Origin of the sequence: Streptomyces sp. NPDC006512, assembly GCF_040611935.1 — a bacterium.
In the GTDB taxonomy this organism is placed as follows: Bacteria; Actinomycetota; Actinomycetes; order Streptomycetales; family Streptomycetaceae; genus Streptomyces.
In genome coordinates, this window is record NZ_JBEXPG010000017.1 from 93,889 (window position 1) to 109,003 (window position 15,115).

Annotated in this window: 13 protein-coding genes; 4 read left to right on the top strand and 9 right to left on the bottom strand. The window is 75.0% G+C overall.

Annotated features, from left to right (window positions below; genetic code table 11):
- Positions 1 to 12: 12 nt before the first annotated feature.
- The 4 genes from ABZZ17_RS14460 to ABZZ17_RS14475 are packed head-to-tail and all read right to left on the bottom strand — an operon-like array spanning position 13 to position 4,676.
- Positions 13 to 636 carry an ATP/GTP-binding protein gene (locus ABZZ17_RS14460; RefSeq protein WP_356875668.1) on the bottom strand — a complete coding sequence of 208 codons (624 nt, stop codon included), beginning with the start codon at positions 634 to 636 and terminating at the stop codon, positions 13 to 15.
- A complete protein-coding gene (locus ABZZ17_RS14465) occupies positions 617 to 1,000 on the bottom strand; it encodes a DUF742 domain-containing protein (protein WP_356875670.1) in 384 nt (127 codons plus the stop codon). Before ABZZ17_RS14465 ends, ABZZ17_RS14460 begins: the two co-directional genes overlap by 20 nt.
- On the bottom strand, positions 997 to 1,473 hold the full coding sequence (locus ABZZ17_RS14470; protein ID WP_356875672.1) for a roadblock/LC7 domain-containing protein: 477 nt from the start codon (positions 1,471 to 1,473) through the stop codon (positions 997 to 999). Before ABZZ17_RS14470 ends, ABZZ17_RS14465 begins: the two co-directional genes overlap by 4 nt.
- Positions 1,470 to 4,676: a nitrate- and nitrite sensing domain-containing protein gene (locus ABZZ17_RS14475; protein ID WP_356875674.1), complete on the bottom strand. Its 3,207-nt coding sequence runs from the start codon at positions 4,674 to 4,676 to the stop codon at positions 1,470 to 1,472. Before ABZZ17_RS14475 ends, ABZZ17_RS14470 begins: the two co-directional genes overlap by 4 nt.
- A gap of 377 nt (positions 4,677 to 5,053) precedes the next feature.
- Between ABZZ17_RS14475 and ABZZ17_RS14480 the strand changes: the two genes are divergently transcribed.
- Positions 5,054 to 5,827, top strand: coding sequence for a protein phosphatase 2C domain-containing protein (locus tag ABZZ17_RS14480; protein ID WP_356875676.1), 774 nt, complete (start codon positions 5,054 to 5,056; stop codon positions 5,825 to 5,827).
- A 55-nt stretch (positions 5,828 to 5,882) separates the two neighbouring features.
- Here the strand turns inward: ABZZ17_RS14480 and ABZZ17_RS14485 are convergent, their stop codons facing one another.
- The 5 genes from ABZZ17_RS14485 to ABZZ17_RS14505 all read right to left on the bottom strand — a co-directional run bounded on the left by ABZZ17_RS14485 (position 5,883) and on the right by ABZZ17_RS14505 (position 12,218).
- On the bottom strand, positions 5,883 to 6,323 hold the full coding sequence (locus ABZZ17_RS14485; protein ID WP_356875678.1) for a MarR family transcriptional regulator: 441 nt from the start codon (positions 6,321 to 6,323) through the stop codon (positions 5,883 to 5,885).
- 138 nt (positions 6,324 to 6,461) lie between these two features.
- Positions 6,462 to 8,858: an endopeptidase La gene (gene lon / locus ABZZ17_RS14490; RefSeq protein ID WP_356875680.1), complete on the bottom strand. Its 2,397-nt coding sequence runs from the start codon at positions 8,856 to 8,858 to the stop codon at positions 6,462 to 6,464.
- A 138-nt stretch (positions 8,859 to 8,996) separates the two neighbouring features.
- Positions 8,997 to 9,761: a DUF4097 family beta strand repeat-containing protein gene (locus tag ABZZ17_RS14495; protein WP_356875682.1), complete on the bottom strand. Its 765-nt coding sequence runs from the start codon at positions 9,759 to 9,761 to the stop codon at positions 8,997 to 8,999.
- 96 nt (positions 9,762 to 9,857) lie between these two features.
- Entirely contained in the window at positions 9,858 to 10,760 is a 903-nt protein-coding gene (locus ABZZ17_RS14500) for a sulfurtransferase (protein WP_356875684.1), read from the bottom strand.
- Positions 10,761 to 10,898: 138 nt separating this feature from the next.
- The gene (locus ABZZ17_RS14505) at positions 10,899 to 12,218 is read right to left on the bottom strand and encodes a hypothetical protein (RefSeq protein ID WP_356875686.1); all 1,320 of its coding nucleotides are present in this window, start codon (positions 12,216 to 12,218) and stop codon (positions 10,899 to 10,901) included.
- Positions 12,219 to 12,335: 117 nt separating this feature from the next.
- Between ABZZ17_RS14505 and ABZZ17_RS14510 the strand changes: the two genes are divergently transcribed.
- The 3 genes from ABZZ17_RS14510 (at position 12,336) to ABZZ17_RS14520 (ending at position 15,038) form a co-directional block, all read left to right on the top strand.
- Positions 12,336 to 12,956, top strand: a complete 621-nt coding sequence (locus tag ABZZ17_RS14510; protein ID WP_356875688.1) for a hypothetical protein — start codon at positions 12,336 to 12,338, stop codon at positions 12,954 to 12,956.
- A gap of 214 nt (positions 12,957 to 13,170) precedes the next feature.
- Entirely contained in the window at positions 13,171 to 13,911 is a 741-nt protein-coding gene (locus tag ABZZ17_RS14515; protein ID WP_356875690.1) for a response regulator transcription factor, read from the top strand.
- Positions 13,908 to 15,038 carry a HAMP domain-containing sensor histidine kinase gene (locus tag ABZZ17_RS14520; RefSeq protein WP_356875692.1) on the top strand — a complete coding sequence of 377 codons (1,131 nt, stop codon included), beginning with the start codon at positions 13,908 to 13,910 and terminating at the stop codon, positions 15,036 to 15,038. Before ABZZ17_RS14515 ends, ABZZ17_RS14520 begins: the two co-directional genes overlap by 4 nt.
- The last annotated feature ends 77 nt before the right edge of the window (positions 15,039 to 15,115 follow it).

Consider the following 15,115-nt stretch of genomic DNA (forward strand, 5'->3'; position numbering starts at 1 on the left):
GGGCAGGCGGCCCTATGCGGGCGTCGTGTCCAGTGCGTGGCCCACCAGGGTCAGCAGCGACTCGACGACCGTGGCCCGGCGCCGCGCGTCCATGATCACGACGGGGACGTCGTCGGGGATGGTGAGCGCCTCGCGGACGTCCTCCGGCTCGTACGAGCGGGAGCCCTCGAAGTGGTTGACGGCGACGGCGTACGGCAGGCCGCAGCTCTCGAAGTAGTCGAGGGCGGGGAAGCAGTCGCGCAGGCGGCGCGTGTCGGCGAGCACGAGGCCGCCGATGGCGCCGCGCACCAGGTCGTCCCACATGAACCAGAACCGCTCCTGGCCCGGCGTCCCGTACACGTAGAGCACGAGGTCGTCGGCGAGTGTGACGCGGCCGAAGTCCATGGCGACGGTCGTGGTGCTCTTGTCCGGGGTGCCGGTCAGGTCGTCGGTGGGCACGCCGGCCTGGGTCATCACCGCTTCGGTGCGCAGCGGGGTGATCTCGGAGAGGGAGGACACGAAGGTGGTCTTGCCGACGCCGAAGCCGCCGGCGACGAGCACCTTGACGGCGACGGGCGCGCGGGAGCGGTCGTACTGCCAGGGCTGGACGGGTTCGTCGTCCACCAGGGCGGCCGGGTCAGAGACGGCGAAGACCACTGAGCACCCTTTCGAGCAGCGCGCGTTCGGGGCGGCCGGTGCCGTGGCCCGTGCCGTAGACGCGTATCCGGCCCTGGTCGGCGAGGTCGCTGACGAGGACGCGGACCACGCCGAGCGGGAGCTTCAGCAGGGCGGAGATCTCGGCGATCGTGCGCATGCGGCGGCACACCTCGACGATGGCGCGCATCTCGGGCATGCGGTCGGCCGTCTGGGGGGTGCTGGTGTCCAGGGCGGCGACGAAGGTCTCTACGAGCAGGACCTGCGTGAAGCGGGTCCGGCCGCCCGTGAGGGAGTACGGGCGGACGCGGGCGGGGCGGCGGTCGGCGCCGCGTATCGGCAGCCGGTCGGAGGCCGTACTCCTCACGGGGTCTTCTCCATCGACTGGCGCAGCTCGCTGCGGACTTCGGGGGTCAGGACGTGGCCGGCGCGGCCGACGAACAGGGCCATGTGGTAGGCGACGACGCTCATGTCGCAGTCGGGTGTGGCGTGCACGCCGAGCAGGGAGCCGTCGCTGATGGCCATGACGAAGACGGAGCCGTTCTCCATGGCGACCATGGTCTGCTTGACGGAGCCGCACTCCATCAGGGCGGCCGCGCCGGTGGTGAGGCTGCCGAGTCCGGAGACGATGGTGGCGAGGTCGGCGGAGGCGCCGCGGGGGCCCTTGGGGCGGTCCTGCGGGGCGGTGTCCGTTCCTGGCTCGGAGGAGAGCAGCAGGAGGCCGTCCGAGGAGACGACGGCGACGGAGTTGACGCCGGGCACCTCCTCGACGAGGTCGGTCAGCAGCCACTGCAGGTTACGGGCCTGGGTGCTCAGTCCGTACGTACTGGGCGCGGTCATGTGCGTGCCTCCTGTGCGGTGTCCCCCTGGTCGGTGTGACCCTGCCCCCGGTCCTGGTCCCGGTCCTGGTCCTGGGCGAGTTCGGCGGCGACGACGCGCCGCCCGTCCTGGGCGCCCTGGTAGAAGCCGCCGAGGCGGCGGCGCAGTTCCTCGGCGTCCACCCGGCGCGGTTCGGGGCGGGTCTCGGCGGGGCTCGCGGGGCGGGCGGGGCCGGCCGAGGCGCGCGGGGTGCGCTTGGGGAGTCCCTTGTCGGTGACGGCCTCGGTCACGGGGCGCCGGGGGGCGGTCTCGGCGTCGTGTCCGGGGTGGCTGCCCTGGCGGGGGACGAAGTGGTCGTCGGCGTCGGCCCGCCGGTGGGCGGGCTGTTCGGTGTCGGGGGCGGGGACGGTGTAGGGCTGTGCGAGGAGCGACAGTCCTTCGTCCGGTACGGAGACCCGCGCGGCGGCGTCCGGTTCCGTCCCGGTGTCCTCGGGGCCGGGGTCCGCCTCGGCGAAGGCGTCCGGGTCCGCGTCGGCGGCGACGCGGGCGAGGAGCTCCTCGCCGGCTCCGGGCGCGTCCGGGGCCTCGGCTGCCGGGGCGGGCACGGTGAAGACCTGCTCGGCCGGGGGCAGGTCCGCGGGGGCGTCGGGGTCGAAGGCCTCGGCGAGCGGGACGACCCGGACCGGGGTGTCCCCGTCGGCGGACGCCGGGGCGGGCTCGGCGGACGCGGTCTCGGTGGTCGCGGGCTCGAACTCGGCGTTGGCCGGGGCCCCGCTCCCGGGGGCCGCGTCGGGCTCCGGCGCGGAGGGGGTGGTGAGCTGATCGGCCGGGTGCGGTTCACCGGCGTCGAAGCCCTCGAAGCCCTCGATCGTGTCGGCGTCGGGCACGACCCGGGCGAGGAGTTCCTCGTCGGGGGTGGCCGGTTCGGCGGCGGGGGCCGGGGTCTCGGTGTCGAATGCCTCGGCCAGCGACACCACCCGGGCGGGCGCCTCGTCGGCGGCCACCGCGTCGGGTCCCGCCACGGTGTCGGCACCGGTCACCGCGTCGGCACCGGTCACCTGGGCGGGCGCGTCGACCGCGTCGGCCCCGTCCGGTTCGGCCTGGGGCCGCAGGCGGGGCGGCAGGGTGTTCTCGTTCGCCTCGGCGACGGCGCCGGGGAGCTGGTACGCGGGCAGGTCCGGCGAGGCCAGGGTGTGCACCGGGGTGGCCGGCGGGGCGGTCGGCAGCAGGGTCGCGGGGACGACGACCAGGGCCTCGGTACCGCCGTGGCGCGCGGCGCGCAGCTCGGCGGTGACGCCGTGGCGGGCGGCGAGCCGTCCGGCGACGTACAGGCCGAGGCCGAGGCCGTGCTCGGATTCCGGTTCCTCGTCGTAGGCCTCGGGGGTGGACAGGCGGGCGTTGAGGGATTCCAGGCGGTCGCCGGTGACCCCGATGCCGGAGTCGACGACGGACAGCACCACGTCGCCGGAGTCCTGGAGCCAGCCGGAGACCTTCACCTTGGCGTCCGGGGGCGAGAACGTCGTCGCGTTCTCCAGCAGTTCGGCGATGACGTGCGAGATGTCGTCGGCGGCGTGTCCGGCGATCTGCGTGTACGAGGGGAGGGTGGCGAGGTCGACGCGTTCGTAGCGTTCGATCTCGCTGACCGCCGCGCGCATGACGTCGACGAGCGGGACGGGCAGGGTCTGTCCGTGCCCGTGTTCCTGCCCGGCCAGGACCAGCAGGTTCTCGTTGTGGCGGCGCATGACCGTCGCGAGGTGGTCCAGCTTGAAGAGGGTGGCGAGCCGGTCCGGGTCGCCTTCCTTGGATTCCAGTTCCTCGATGACCGCGAGCTGGCGCTCGACGAGGCCGAGGGTCCGCAGGGACAGGGAGACCGAGGTGGTCGACATGACGCGGCGGTGTTCTTCGAGGCCGGCGCGCAGCGCGGTGAGTTCCTTCTCCAGTTCCTCGCGGCCGGAGGCGAGGGCCTCGTTGCGGCCGATGAGGCGGCGGCGGTCGGCGTCGAGTCCGGCGATCCGGGTGTGGAGGGAGACCGTCTGGTCGCGCACCGCGTTGAGGTGGCGGACGACCTCGGCGAACTCGTCGTTGCGGCCGGTGAAGCGCACGGGCTCGGTCGAGCCCTCGGCGGTCGTCAGCCGTTCCGCGCCGCGGCGCAGCACGGACAGCGGCCGGGTCAGGGAGCGGGCGACGGCCGTGGAGAAGCCGACGACGAAGAGGAAGAGCACCCCGAGTCCGGCGACGACGAGTTCCAGGCGGGTGACGTCGTCGTCGCGCTGGGCGGCGAGGGCGGCGGCGCGGGTGCCGGCGAGGGTGGACTCCACCGAGCGCATGCGGTCGATGCGCGCGGTGAGGGCGGTGCCGACGGCGCCGGCGTCGACCTTGCGGTCGGCCGGGGTCAGCGTCGGCCGGTCGGTGAGCCGCTTGAGGAAGTCGTCGGCGGTCTTGACCTCGGGGCCGGTGACGGTGACGGCGAGGGTCTGCCGTACGTCGGGCCGGGCGATGCGCGCGAAGTCGTCGAGGGCGGCCTGTTCGCGGACGCGGGAGCGCTGCGAGGCGGCGGTGAGTTCGTCCGCGAGGGCCGAGTTGGGGGGCTGCTCGCCGCGGGGGACGGCCAGCGCGGCGAGCAGCAGTCCGCGGGTGGCGGAGGCCTGTTCCACGGCCTGGCCGAGGGGGGCCAGGGGGCGCGTGGTGGCCAGGGCGGCCTCCGCGCGCGGCGGGGTGAGTTCGACGAGCCGGTCTCCCGGCGCGAAGAGTTCGCCGAGGACACCGGCGTAGGCCTGGTGGGCGGCGAGGGCGGTGCCCTTGCCGTCGACGGCCTCGGCGCGGACCGTCTGGACCTTGGCGAGGGCGCGGGCGAGTTCCTCGTCGGCTTCGGCCCGTACTTCGGCGATCTGCCGGTCGGTGCGGGCGGTGCGCTCGTCGACGGGGGCCTTGGCGGCTCCGGGCCGGCCCTTGGCCACGTACTCGACGACGGCGTCGCGCTCGTCGCCGAGGAGGTGGGTGAGGGTGAGGGTGTGCTGCGTCTGTTCCGCGAGGGTGACCAGGCGCTGTGAGTCGTTCAGTTCCCTCGTGGCGGACACGACGGCGGGTGCGCCGGCCGCGAGGACGGTGAGTCCGGCGACTGCCACACCGATGACCAGCCTGCGGCGGACGCGGACGCGCCGTCCTGCGTTGGCGGGTCCGTCGGCGCTGGCGGTGCCGTTCTTCCGAGACCGCTTCTTCTGCACCGGTGCTCGCAATCCTGTACGTGTGCTCGTGCTCGTCTACTCGTGTGGCCGAGGTAACGGCCGGTCAACAAGTAAACGCCCCCTGCCCCCTCGTACCGCCTCAGACCTTTGCAGTGTGATGGGAAGAGAGCCGCACATCGCCCACCCGGCCACTCGAAGGAGTGAACATCACGGAGGAGTGGGCGACCAACTCGGGCACCCCGTGTCAGGGGCCGCTCGTGGACGGGTGGTTGAAAGATCGAGCCGGGCTTTGGCACTATGCCCGCCCACATCCCGGCGGGGGTCCGGCGGGCGGGCCGTGCGGGGGTGCGTCACCCCACCCGGGATTGGTACGGACCTACCGGTGCGGGGAGCGGCGTACCGGGCAGAATGTCCGCATGCGCATCGACCTCGCCACGGCCCCCGGCAACCCGGAACGCCCCAACGAGGACTGGGTGTCGGCGTCGGCACCTGCGTCGGGCGGCGGCGTCCTGGTGGTGCTGGACGGGGTCACCCCGCCGCGCGGCGGGGACGGGTGCGGGCACGGCGTGCCCTGGTTCTCGGCGCGGCTCGGCGGCCGATTGACCGAACTGTCCGGATCGCGGCGGGACATGCCGCTGGACCGGATCCTGGCGCGGGCCATCGGCGACACCGCCGACGCCCACCGCGAAACCTGTGACCTTTCTCACGTGCGGACCCCGCAAGCGACGGTCGTACTGGTGCGCTGGGACGCGTCCTGGGTGGAGCACCTCGTGCTGTCGGACTCCGTGCTCCTGCTCCGCGGGGCGGACGGGCGGGTCTCGGCGGTGCTCGACGACCGCCTCGACCGGATCCCGGGCGAGGTGCTGGGCTCGGTCGCGGCGACGGACGCCCTGCGCAACGCGGAGGGCGGCTTCTTCACGGCGGCCGCGGACCCGGCGGTGGCGGCCCGGGCCGTCACCGGGCGCACCCCGCGCGAGGAAGTGCTGGCGGTGGCCGCGCTCACGGACGGGGCGAGCCGGTGGACGGACACGTTCGGGGAGGGCGACTGGGCGGCCTGCCTGGACGTGCTGCGCAAGGAGGGCGCCGAGGGGCTGATCGGGCGGGTCCGGGCGATCGAGTCGGATCCGTTGCGCCCGTCGGCCCGCCACAAGCGGCACGACGACGCCTCGGCGGTCTACGCGGAGCTGTAGGGGGTGCCGGCCGGGCCAGGTCCGCCCGGCCGGGCCGGCCCGCACGCTCGCCGGCTCACTCCTCGCCGGAGTTCAGCTGGTGCAGGAGCCTGGCGAGTTCGGCCACCTCGCCCCGGTCCCAGTCGGCGAGCTTGCGCATGTACTGCTCGCGGCGGGCCCCGCGGACGCGCAGGAACCGTTCCCGGCCCTCCTCCGTGAGCCCGACGAGGAAGGCGCGGCCGTCGGCCGGGTCCGGCTCCCGGGCGACCAGGCCCAGCACCTCCAGGGCCCTCAGCTGCCGGCTCATGGTGGCCTTGCCGACGCCGAAGTAGGCGGCGAGCTCGGTGGCCCGCTGCCGGCCCGCCGCCTCCAGCCGGACGAGGAGCCCGTACGCGGCGGGCTCCAGCTCGGGGTGGAGGGCGCGGGCCATCTCCCCGGAGGAGGCCCGGGCACGCCGGAGGAAGACGGACAGCTCCCGCTCCAGGGCGAGGAACTCCTGGTCTTCACTTCCGTGCACGTCCGCTCCCATCGGTGGTGTGTGGCACCTCTGTACGAGGCCACCTCTCAGGGGGCCCAGTATTTCGCAGCGGGCGCGGCGGGGGCCCGGGGCCCCGCCGAAGCGGGTTCCCGGGCCCCCGGGCGGAGTCGTGGCCGGTCAGGCGGCCTTGGTGAAGGAGACCTCCGCCCCGGCGAGGGCCAGTTCCAGGACCTGGCGCACGTCCGTCACCGGGTGCACCTCCAGCCCCTCCAGCACCTCGGCCGGGACGTCGTCCAGGTCGGCCTCGTTCCGCTTGGGGATGATCACCGTGGTGAGTCCGGCCCGGTGCGCGGCGAGGAGCTTCTGCTTGACCCCGCCGATGGGCAGGACCCGTCCGGTCAGGGAGACCTCGCCGGTCATGGCCACGTCGGTGCGGACCTGGCGCCCGGAGAGCAGTGAGGCGAGGGCCGTCGTCATGGTGATGCCGGCGCTGGGGCCGTCCTTGGGGACCGCGCCCGCCGGGAAGTGGATGTGGACGCCCCGGTCCTTGAGGTCGGCGACGGGGAGTTCCAGTTCCGCTCCGTGCGAGCGCAGGAAGCTGAGGGCGATCTGCGCCGATTCCTTCATGACGTCGCCGAGCTGGCCCGTGAGGGTGAGTCCGGCGGCCCCGGTCTCGGGGTCGGCGAGCGAGGCCTCCACGAACAGCACGTCCCCGCCGGCTCCGGTCACGGCCAGGCCGGTGGCCACGCCGGGCACGGCGGTGCGCCGCTCGGCCGGGTCCTGTGCGGACTCCGGGACGTGGTGCGGCCTGCCGATGAACGTCCGCAGGTCGTCGGGGCCGATGGTCAGCGGCAGCTCCCGCTCCCCCAGTTCGTGCTGGGCGGCCACCTTGCGCAGCAGCCGGGCGAGGGACCGCTCCAGGGTGCGCACGCCCGCCTCGCGGGTGTACTCGCCCGCGAGCTTGCGCAGGGCCTCTTCTTCCAGGACGACCTCGTCGGCGCCGAGGCCGGTCCGCTCCAGCTGGCGGGGCAGGAGGTGGTCCCGGGCGATGACGACCTTCTCGTCCTCGGTGTAGCCGTCGAGGCGGACCAGTTCCATCCGGTCGGCCAGGGCCTCGGGGATGGCTTCCAGGACGTTGGCGGTGGCCAGGAAGACCACGTCGCTGAGGTCCAGTTCGACCTCCAGGTAGTGGTCCCGGAAGGTGTGGTTCTGCGCCGGGTCGAGGACTTCCAGGAGGGCGGCGGCCGGGTCCCCGCGGAAGTCGGAGCCGACCTTGTCGATCTCGTCGAGGAGGACGACCGGGTTCATGGACCCCGCCTCCTTGATGGCGCGGACGATCCGGCCGGGCAGCGCGCCGACGTAGGTGCGGCGGTGGCCGCGCACCTCGGCCTCGTCCCGGACGCCGCCGAGCGCGACGCGGACGAACTTGCGGCCCATGGCGTGCGCGACGCTCTCGCCGAGCGAGGTCTTGCCGACGCCCGGAGGGCCCACGAGGGCCAGTACGGCGCCGCCGCGGCGGCCGCCGATGACGCCGAGGCCGCGTTCGCCGCGGCGCTTGCGCACGGCCAGGTACTCCGTGATGCGGTCCTTCACGTCGCTCAGCCCGGCGTGCTCGGCGTCGAGGACCGCCCGGGCGCCCTGGATGTCGTACTCGTCCTCGGTGCGCTCGTTCCAGGGCAGTTCGAGGACCGTGTCCAGCCAGGTGCGGATCCAGGAGCCCTCCGGGCTCTGATCGCTGGCCCGTTCGAGCTTCTCGACCTCCTTCAGGGCGGCTTCGCGCACCTTCTCCGGCAGGTCGGCGGCCTCGACGCGGGCCCGGTAGTCGTCGGACTCCTCGCCGTCCTTCTCTCCGTTCAGCTCGCGCAGTTCCTTGCGGACGGCCTCCAGCTGGCGCCTGAGGAGGAACTCGCGCTGCTGCTTGTCGACCCCGTCCTGGACGTCCTTGGCGATGGACTCGGCGACGTCCTGCTCGGCGAGGTGGTCGCTGAGGAGGCGGACGGCGAGGCGGAGCCGGGCGACGGGGTCGGCCGTCTCCAGCAGCTCCACCTTCTGGGCGACGGTCAGGAAGGGGGAGTAGCCGGAGTTGTCGGCGAGCGCGGAGACGCCCTCGATCTGCTGCACCCGGTCCACGACCTGCCAGGCGCCGCGCCTCTTGAGCCAGCTGGTGGCCAGCGCCTTGTACTCGGTGACGAGCTCGGCGACGGCGCCGGGCAGCGGGTCGGGCACGTGCTCGTCCACGGTCTCGCCCTCCACCCACAGGGCGGCGCCGGGGCCGGTGGTCCCGGCCCCGATGCGGACACGGCCGCGGCCGCGGATCAGGGCGCCGGGGTCCCCGTCGGAGAGCCGGCCGACCTGTTCGACGGTCCCGAGCACACCGGTGCCCGCGTACGTCCCGTCGATCCTCGGCACGAGCAGCACGCGGGGCTTCCCGCTGCCCGCCGCCGCCTGCGCGGCCTCGACGGCGGCGCGTACCTCGGCGTCGGACAGGTCCAGCGGAACGACCATCCCCGGCAGCACGACCTCGTCGTCCAGCGGCAGCACGGGCAGGGTGAGCGATACGGACGTCGAAGCCATGATCTTCCCTCCGGCAGTGAACTTGAGCTATGCCGACTCAATGCACGTGAGTCCCCTGTTGTTCCCCAACGCCCGTTCGCCGGGGGCGAACGGGCGGCGGACGGGTGGCGGACGGGTGGCGGACGGACGCAGGGGCCGTCAGGAGAGGGCGGCCTCGATGTCGCCCGACGTCGTTTCGAGGCGCAGCCGGGAGGGCGCGTCGGGGGTGAGGGGGACGGTGACGTCGCGGTCACCGGAGCGGGTCGACGCGTCCAGCCGGTACGGGGCCCGCGGGACCAGCAGGGTGAGGTCGCCCGAGGTGGTGACGGCGCTGACCGAGGCCGGGGCCGTCACGAAGGCCAGGCGGGCGTCGCCCGAGTCGGAGCGGACGTCGGCCTCCGGGCCGGACAGCGCCTCGGCGGTGATCGTGCCGGAGGAGGTACGGATCTTCAGCGGGCCGGCGATCCGCCGGGCCCGCACGTCCCCGGAGTCCGAGGTCAGCTCGGCGGCCGCGACCCCCGTGACCTGGATGCGGCCGCTGGAGTTGCCGACGGTGACCTTCGCGGAGGCGGGGACCTCCAGGCGGTAGTCGGTGTAGCAGCTGTCCGCGCAGCCGGCGGTGAAGGTGAGGACGCCGCCGGACACCCGCTGGGTGGGGGTGGGCGCGGTGTCACCGCGGAAGTGCACGGTCCGGTGGATCGTGACCCCGGGGCCGGTGCCCGGGGTCACCTCGACGGAGCCGTGCCGTCCGTCCGCGATCTCGACCGCCGTGACGGCCTCGGTCACGGTGGCGTCGGCGGTGGCGGTCTTCATCCGCGTCACCGTCCCGTCGACGGCGCAGCCCGCGAGGAGCAGGAGGACGGCGGCCGCGGTGGCGCCAACCGTCTTACGGGCGAGCAGGGCTGAGGTCGTGTCGGATGCCATGTCGCCAGTCTGGTGAGCCCGGCCGCGCCCTGCGCTGGGGCCGGTACCCGAGCCCGGGGTGGGGTTATCCCCCGGGGGCACGCCCGGGCCGGCCGGTCAGTCCGCGGCCGGGCCGGTCTCCACCGGGCGGCGGGCGGCGGGGTCGCCCCATTCGCTCCACGAGCCGTCGTACACCGCCAGGTCCCGGTACCCGGCCAGGGTGGCGCCGAGGGCGAGCACGCACGCGGTGACCCCGGAACCGCAGCTGAAGTAGAGCCGCTCCCGGCCCCGGGTCAGCGGTGCGAAGGCCGCGCGGAGTTCGTCCGCCGGGCGCATCAGCCCGTCGGGGCCCCGGAGGTCCCCGAAGGGCAGGTTCACCGCGCCCGGCATGTGACCGCCGCGCAGGCCCGGGCGCGGCTCCGGAGCGGTGCCGGCGAAGCGTTCCCGGGTCCGGGCGTCGAGTACGACGGCGGCCGGGTCGGCCAGGGCCGCCGAGACGGTGTCGGCGTCGACCAGCAGTCCGGGGCGCGGCCGGGCGGTGAAGGAGCCGTACGGGCCTCCGTAGGCGGGGGCGGCCTCCTCGACGGGCAGGCCGGCGGCGGTCCAGGCGGGCAGGCCGCCGTCCAGGACGGCCACCCGGTCGAAGCCCGTCGCGCGGAGCATCCACCAGGCGCGGGCGCTGGAGTAGGTCCCGGCGGCGTCGTAGACGACCACGGTGTCCGTGTCGTCGACGCCGAGGGCGCGCATCGCCCCGGCGAACTCCTCGGCGCCGGGCATGGTGTGCGGGGCGGCGGCGGTGTGGTCGGACAGGGCCCCGTCGAGGTCGAAGGGCCGGGCTCCCGGAATGCGGCGCTCCGCCCCCCGGTGCGCCCCGACGGAGGCGTCGAACACCACCAGCCCGGGCGTCCCGAGCCGCTCGGCGACCCACCCCGCCCCGACGAGCGGCCCGGGCGGCCGCGGCCCGACGGGGGCGGCCGGCCCGGCGGAGGGCCCGGGCGGGGGGTCGAGCGGCGCGGTCATGAGCGGCTCCAGGGGGTCGGCGGGGCGGCCGGGTCGCGGCACGGCGCCCGCTGCGCGGTGTGGCGTGGTGTGGTGTGGCGTGGTGTGGCGTGGTCCGGTCATCCTCGCGCACGCAACGGCCGCCCGGGCGGCGGGGTTTCAGCCGCAGCCGCCCGGCCGGGCGTAGAGCGCGACGCGGGCCCCGCGGAGCGGGGTCACCGAGCACAGTTCGAAGGAGGCGGCCAGGGTCTCGCGCTTCGCCGCCTCGTGCGGGTACGGGTCCAGGGGCTGCCCGGCCGGGTCCAGCAGGGCGATGACCCGCGGGGAGGCGGCCAGCGCCGCCCGGACGGCGTCCGCGGTGCGCTCGGTGCCCTGGAGGCTGCGCGAAGCCGCCGGGGAACGGTCCAGGGCCACGTCGCGCAGGCCCCCGTACACCTCGGGCGAGGACAGCAGCCACTCCCGCCGCCGGGCGGGCATGAACAGCACGGCGTCCCCGGGCCGGGCCCGCTCCCGGACGGCGGCGGCCACCGCGAGCACGTCGTCCTTGCGGCTGTCCGGGGTCCGCAGCCACGCCGACCAGGTCCCGAACGGCACGAGCAGCGCGGCCACCAGCAGCCACGGCCACGGGCCCCGCGCCCGCGCGAGCCGCGCCCCGGCGAGCAGGGCGAGCCCGGTGAGGGAGTAGAGGACGTACCGGTCGACGTACCAGGGGTGGACGAGCGAGACGGCGATCAGCAGCCCGGGCGGCAGCAGGGCGAGCGGCACGGCGACCCGTACCAGGTCCCGCTCGCCGGCCGGCGGCCGCCGCGCGAGCAGCAGCACCGCGGCCGCCACCACCCCGTAGGCCGCCCAGTCCTGCCAGGAGGGCCGTCCGAGCCAGCCCAGTTGCTGCCGCGCCTGCCCGGCGCTCACCGCCGCGAGCGGCAGCAGCCCGGCCACGACCGCCGCGGCGCTCCACCGCCAGCCGCGCGAGCGCCACGCGGTGGGGGCGTGCGCGAGCAGGGCCAGTACGGCGAACTCGTGCAGCCAGCAGCCCAGCAGCAGCACCGGCGCGTACGCCGCCCACCGCCCCCGCAGCATCAGGTACGTCGCCCAGACCACGGCGGCCGCGACCAGTGCGTACGAACGTCCCTCCTGGGCGTACGCCTGTACGGGCGGCAGTACGGCGTAGGCGGTGCCGGCCCACAGCGCGGCCCGCTCCCCCGCCAGCCGGTGCGCCACCGCGGCCACTCCGGCCGCCGCGAGGGCCGTCGCGGCGACGGAGGGGAGCCGCAGTGCCCACAGGCCGCCGTCCCACAGGCCGAACACCGCGTGCATCAGCAGGTAGTAGAGGCCGTGCACGGCGTCGACCTGCCCGAGGAGTTCCCACAGCCCGGCCGGGGGACGGTGGGCGACCTGCCAGGTGACGGATTCGTCGCGCCACATGCTGCCGCCGCCGGGACCCCGTTCCAGGCCCCACGCACCGAGGAGCAGGGCCACGGCCGCGGGGACGACGCGCCAGGGGGCGATGCGGCGGATGACGGCCTCCGGATGCTTTCCGACGGGGGGCGGGGGACTCCATACTCGGGGTTCGGCCCGAACCCCGCGGAGGTGGGTGTGCGAACGTTCCGTGCGACGGCGACGGCGAGGGCGAGCGCGGCGGTGACGGCCGCGGCGGCCGTGGCGGCCGCTGCGGTGGTCCTGGCCGGGTGCGGCTCCGGCGGCGGGCGGCCGCCCGACGGCGCCGGCCCCGCGCCGGGCCCGGGCGTCCCGGCGGCCACGGCGACGCCCTCCCCCGGACCGGCTTCCCCGACCGGACCCGCCTCCCCCACCGGCCCGGCCCGGACCCTTCCCCCCGGCACGCCCACGCCCACGCCCACGACGCCCCCGGCGGACGGCGAGACCCTCGTCCGGGTGTCGCGCACCGGCGGCTACGCGGGCCGCACCCACACCCTGATCGTCAAGGGCGACGGCTCCTGGACCCGGCTGGACGGCGGGGCCCGCCCCGAGGGCTCCGGGAAGCTGCCGGCGGAGGGGCTGGAGGCGCTGCGCACCGCGCTCCGCGAGGCCGGACTCCCCCGTCTACCCCGGGTCACGATGTCCGACCGGCCCGTTTTCGACGGTTTCGTGTACGCCTTCACGCACGACGGCACCGAGGTGGCCTGCGACCAGTCCTCGCTGACTCCGGGCCTGACGGGGGTCCTGGACTCCCTCCCCCGCTTCGACCCGGAGACCTGACGTACGGACAGGTCGGTGAGGTGCGTCACCGGAGCCCGCCCGCCGGGCCGGACCCCGCGGAAGGGCGGAAGGACGGTGTGCGCTGCACGGGCGCGCCCGCGGCGGGCCGCGCCGGGACGCGGAACCCGGCGGTCCCTGTCCGAACCCCGCATAGCCGCAGGCCGTGGGCTCCTCTACGCTGCACCCCATCACGCGGGATCTTCAGGGGCGGGACATGGAACAGACACACACCACCCACAGCGGCGCCGCGGCCACCCCAGGCGCCCAGCGGCGCGTGCTCGTGGTCGAGGACGACCGCACCATCGCCGACGCCATCGCGGCCCGGCTGCGCGCCGAGGGCTTCCAGGTCCAGGCGGCGTACGACGGTCCCGCCGCCGTGGCGGCGGCCGAGAGCTGGCTGCCCGAGCTGCTGGTACTGGACGTCATGCTGCCCGGCTTCGACGGGCTGGAGGTGTGCCGCCGGGTCCAGGCGCAGCGGCCGGTCCCGGTGCTGATGCTCACCGCGCGTGACGACGAGACCGACATGCTGGTGGGCCTCGGGGTCGGCGCCGACGACTACATGACGAAGCCGTTCTCGATGCGGGAGCTGGCCGCGCGGGTCCACGTACTGCTGCGGCGGGTGGAGCGGGCCACGCTGGCCGCGCACGCCCCGCGCGGGGCCACCCTGCGCCTCGGCGACCTGGAGATCGACCACGCGCAGCGCCGGGTCCGGGTGCAGGCGGAGGACGTGCACCTGACGCCGACCGAGTTCGACCTGCTGGTGTGCCTGGCGGGGACGCCGCGCGCGGTGCTCTCGCGGGAGCAGCTGCTGGCCGAGGTGTGGGACTGGGCCGACGCGTCCGGGACCCGTACGGTCGACAGCCACATCAAGGCCCTGCGCCGGAAGATCGGGGCGGAGCGGATCCGTACGGTCCACGGCGTCGGGTACGCCCTGGAGACCCCGGCCCAGGCATGAGCACGGGCAGCTCGCCGCGCGAGCCGGGTCGGCGTGCGGGTCAGCGGGTTCCCGCCCAGCGACCCGCGGGCGGGCTGCGCCCGTACTCGCCGTTCTCGATCAAGACGAAGCTCGGCACGCTCGTCGTGGTCTCGGTGTTCATCACCACGGGCCTGCTGCTGGTGGCGTTGCGCACGGACACCGAGCTGCGGTTCATCACGGTCTTCTCGGTGATCGCGTCGATGCTGATCACCCAGTTCGTGGCGCACGGTCTGACGGCGCCGCTGGACGACATGACGCGGGTGGCGCGGGCGATCTCCGAGGGGGACTACACGCGCCGGGTGCGCGGGGCGGGGCGCCGGGACGAGCTGGGCGATCTGGCCTCGACGATCAACCTGATGGCGGACGACCTGGAGGCGGTGGACAGGCACCGTAAAGAACTGGTCGCGAACGTCTCGCACGAGCTCCGCACGCCGATCGCGGCGCTGCGGGCGGTGCTGGAGAACGTGGTGGACGGGGTGTCGGCCGCCGATCCGGAGACCATGCGGACGATGCTGAAGCAGACGGAGCGCCTGGGCCGGCTGGTGGAGACGCTGCTGGACCTGTCCCGGGTGGACAACGGGGTGGTGCCGCTGCGGGCGCGCCGCTTCGAGGTGTGGCCGTACCTGTCGGGGGTGCTGAAGGAGTCGGGGCTGGCGGCGGCCGGGCGTCCGGGGCTGACCACCGGTTCGGGCGGGCACACCCGCAACGACGTGCACCTCCACCTGGACGTGTTCCCGCCGGACCTGACGGCGCACGCGGACGCGGAGCGGCTGCACCAGGTGGTGGCGAACCTGATCGACAACGCGGTCAAGCACAGTCCGCCGCACGGCCGGGTCACGGTGCGGGCCCGGGCCGGGGAGGCTCCCGGGAGCCTGGCGCTGGAGGTCCTCGACGAGGGGCCCGGGATTCCGGAGGCCGAGCGGCACCGGGTCTTCGAGCGGTTCAACCGGGGGGCGGCGCGGGGCGGCGACGGGGGCACGGGGCTGGGGCTGGCCATCGCCCAGTGGGCCGTCGGCCTGCACGGAGGGGGCATCGGCGTGGCCGAATCGTCACGAGGTTGCCGAATCCTTGTCACTCTTCCGGGCAGCTCACCGGCTCCGTCTTGACGTAGGGTTCGAGTGGGAAGGACATGATCTCGGCCACACGTGCCCGGGGTCGTCAGGGGTGCGAAGCCAAGGGGGCC

What these genes read in the sequence shown, in the direction of transcription:
- ABZZ17_RS14470 (WP_356875672.1), bottom strand. Translation starts at nt 1,473, where the DNA reads ATGACCGCGCCCAGTACGTACGGACTGAGCACCCAGGCCCGTAACCTG.
- ABZZ17_RS14480 (WP_356875676.1), top strand. Translation starts at nt 5,054, where the DNA reads ATGCGCATCGACCTCGCCACGGCCCCCGGCAACCCGGAACGCCCCAAC.
- lon (WP_356875680.1), bottom strand. Translation starts at nt 8,858, where the DNA reads ATGGCTTCGACGTCCGTATCGCTCACCCTGCCCGTGCTGCCGCTGGAC.
- ABZZ17_RS14495 (WP_356875682.1), bottom strand. Translation starts at nt 9,761, where the DNA reads ATGGCATCCGACACGACCTCAGCCCTGCTCGCCCGTAAGACGGTTGGC.
- ABZZ17_RS14500 (WP_356875684.1), bottom strand. Translation starts at nt 10,760, where the DNA reads ATGACCGCGCCGCTCGACCCCCCGCCCGGGCCCTCCGCCGGGCCGGCC.
- ABZZ17_RS14515 (WP_356875690.1), top strand. Translation starts at nt 13,171, where the DNA reads ATGGAACAGACACACACCACCCACAGCGGCGCCGCGGCCACCCCAGGC.
- ABZZ17_RS14520 (WP_356875692.1), top strand. Translation starts at nt 13,908, where the DNA reads ATGAGCACGGGCAGCTCGCCGCGCGAGCCGGGTCGGCGTGCGGGTCAG.